The organism is Microcoleus sp. LEGE 07076, from assembly GCF_015207455.1.
GTDB lineage: Bacteria > Cyanobacteriota > Cyanobacteriia > Cyanobacteriales > Microcoleaceae > Microcoleus.
Window position 1 is genome coordinate 1 of the sequence record NZ_JADEWV010000448.1, and the last position, 1,593, is coordinate 1,593.

The following is a 1,593-nucleotide window of genomic DNA, read 5'->3' on the forward strand; positions in this document are numbered from 1 at the left end:
ACACCTCCTACCGTCCTCTCTCCTGTAAGTTGCTTTCCTCGAAGGAGGCAGAGCCTCGCCTATCTGCATTACCAGGCAGAGCCTGGTAACGAGCAATCGCTTAAGTTATTAAATTTTCATTCCTAACTACTAATAAGCTGTCGCGCAAATAAACATTGCATATTCAGGGTGATGCTCAGAGCAACGGGCCACTCATTGTTTTTTACATAAAATTTAAATGCCGCAACAGCTTAGCGAACCTAAATACTGAATTACAGAACTCAGGGGTTTTACGCCCCATGAATTCGCCAACAGTCTCTTGGAAATCGCGGCTACACAAACAAAGTCCGTCTTTGTTGACTAAGATTGAATTAACATCATGTTTTTTTGTATTTCCCGGATTCGATTATGCAGGAACCACCGCAAATTAAAAATCCCAGCATTACTCTCTATCCTTTCCACCTGCGGAATGATGGCGACGAAGGCTACGGTGCAGTAGCCAAAAATGCCCAAAATTTGTGGGAAAACTTAGCAGATAATGTTGGCACAGAATTTAATATCAACGAACTAAAATATCTCCGGGACAAGCTAATTTGTGATAGAGACAAATAGTATTATCTCAGGGCGAACAGGAACAACCTAATAATGGCAAATTGCTGAGTACCGATAGTGGCAACACTCTGATTTGTTCGACAATAATTCACCCAGATAAGCCAAAATTTGAAAACTCAATTTATGCCCTGCAAATTCACGATAGTTACACAGCAGACTTCAGATTTTACTATCGAAATGCGACAATCAAAGTATCGGAATTAAATCAATTAAATCCCCAAGGTTGTTTGTTGCCAAAGGCAATTAAATCTTCGCTGGGACAAACTTTATTGTTGTGCGCCACACCAGCAGTTTATGATACTTATCCAAAGCTGGCTGACGAATGCGTTACAGCTTTTGTTCACAATCAACAGCAAGCATCACCAGAGTTTCGCGCGTCAGGGATATGATTCGGGAGTCCGATTTTTGAGTATAACAGCCGCGAAGATGATGCAGCTAAACGGTGTCACATTCTAGTATGGTTGCAAGAGAATCCTGAAACTCCGAAATTCGTAACCTCAACGTTTAATCTTTATTTGATAAATCTGCTGTTTGATCGTGCTAAAATTTTATTTGTGTATGGTGCAGCTCGGAAAAGCTATCGCAAAGCACAGCAAATTGTCGCCGAGTTAGAGAAGAATTTGCCGGAATTCGCTGCAATCGAAAGGGAACAAGATAGACAAGTTAAGTTGCAGAAGTTGAAGGATTTGCTGGCGGAAGTTCGGACTAAAATGTTGGCTTTTGCTCAGCAAGTGCGGTATTTGCAGGAAGGTAGAAATACGATTGATACTAATGCTGAAAATTATGCTGATATGTTGACTAGAATTAGAAGTTTGTCTATGGAAGGCGATAATCTGGATTTTTGGCAGAGGTTTCTAGATTTGGCTGAGGGTAAATATCAGCGGCAAATTGAAATTGATTTGAATTATTTGATGGCTAGTCAAGATTTGTTCCAGCAGTCGATATCTACTGTGCGGGGAATGGTGGAAATTGAACAGGTGGAATTTGACAGGGAAAAGGAAG

General features: G+C 40.9%; 2 protein-coding genes and 1 pseudogene. All 3 read left to right on the forward strand.

Translation table 11 applies throughout. The features are described from left to right. Nucleotides 1–387 precede the first annotated feature (387 nt). Entirely contained in the window at nt 388–591 is a 204-nt protein-coding gene (locus IQ270_RS30110) for a hypothetical protein (RefSeq protein ID WP_193976759.1), read from the forward strand. A 41-nt stretch (nt 592–632) separates the two neighbouring features. Continuing rightward, nucleotides 633–980 (forward strand): hypothetical protein, encoded by a 348-nt coding sequence (locus tag IQ270_RS30115; protein ID WP_193976760.1) that lies wholly within the window; start codon nt 633–635, stop codon nt 978–980. A 165-nt stretch (nt 981–1,145) separates the two neighbouring features. Continuing rightward, nucleotides 1,146–1,593: pseudogene (locus IQ270_RS30120) on the forward strand (hypothetical protein); the annotation flags it as partial.

Bases quoted from the DNA above. Each gene is read 5' to 3' on its own strand.
- IQ270_RS30110 (WP_193976759.1), top strand. From the start codon at position 388: ATGCAGGAACCACCGCAAATTAAAAATCCCAGCATTACTCTCTATCCT.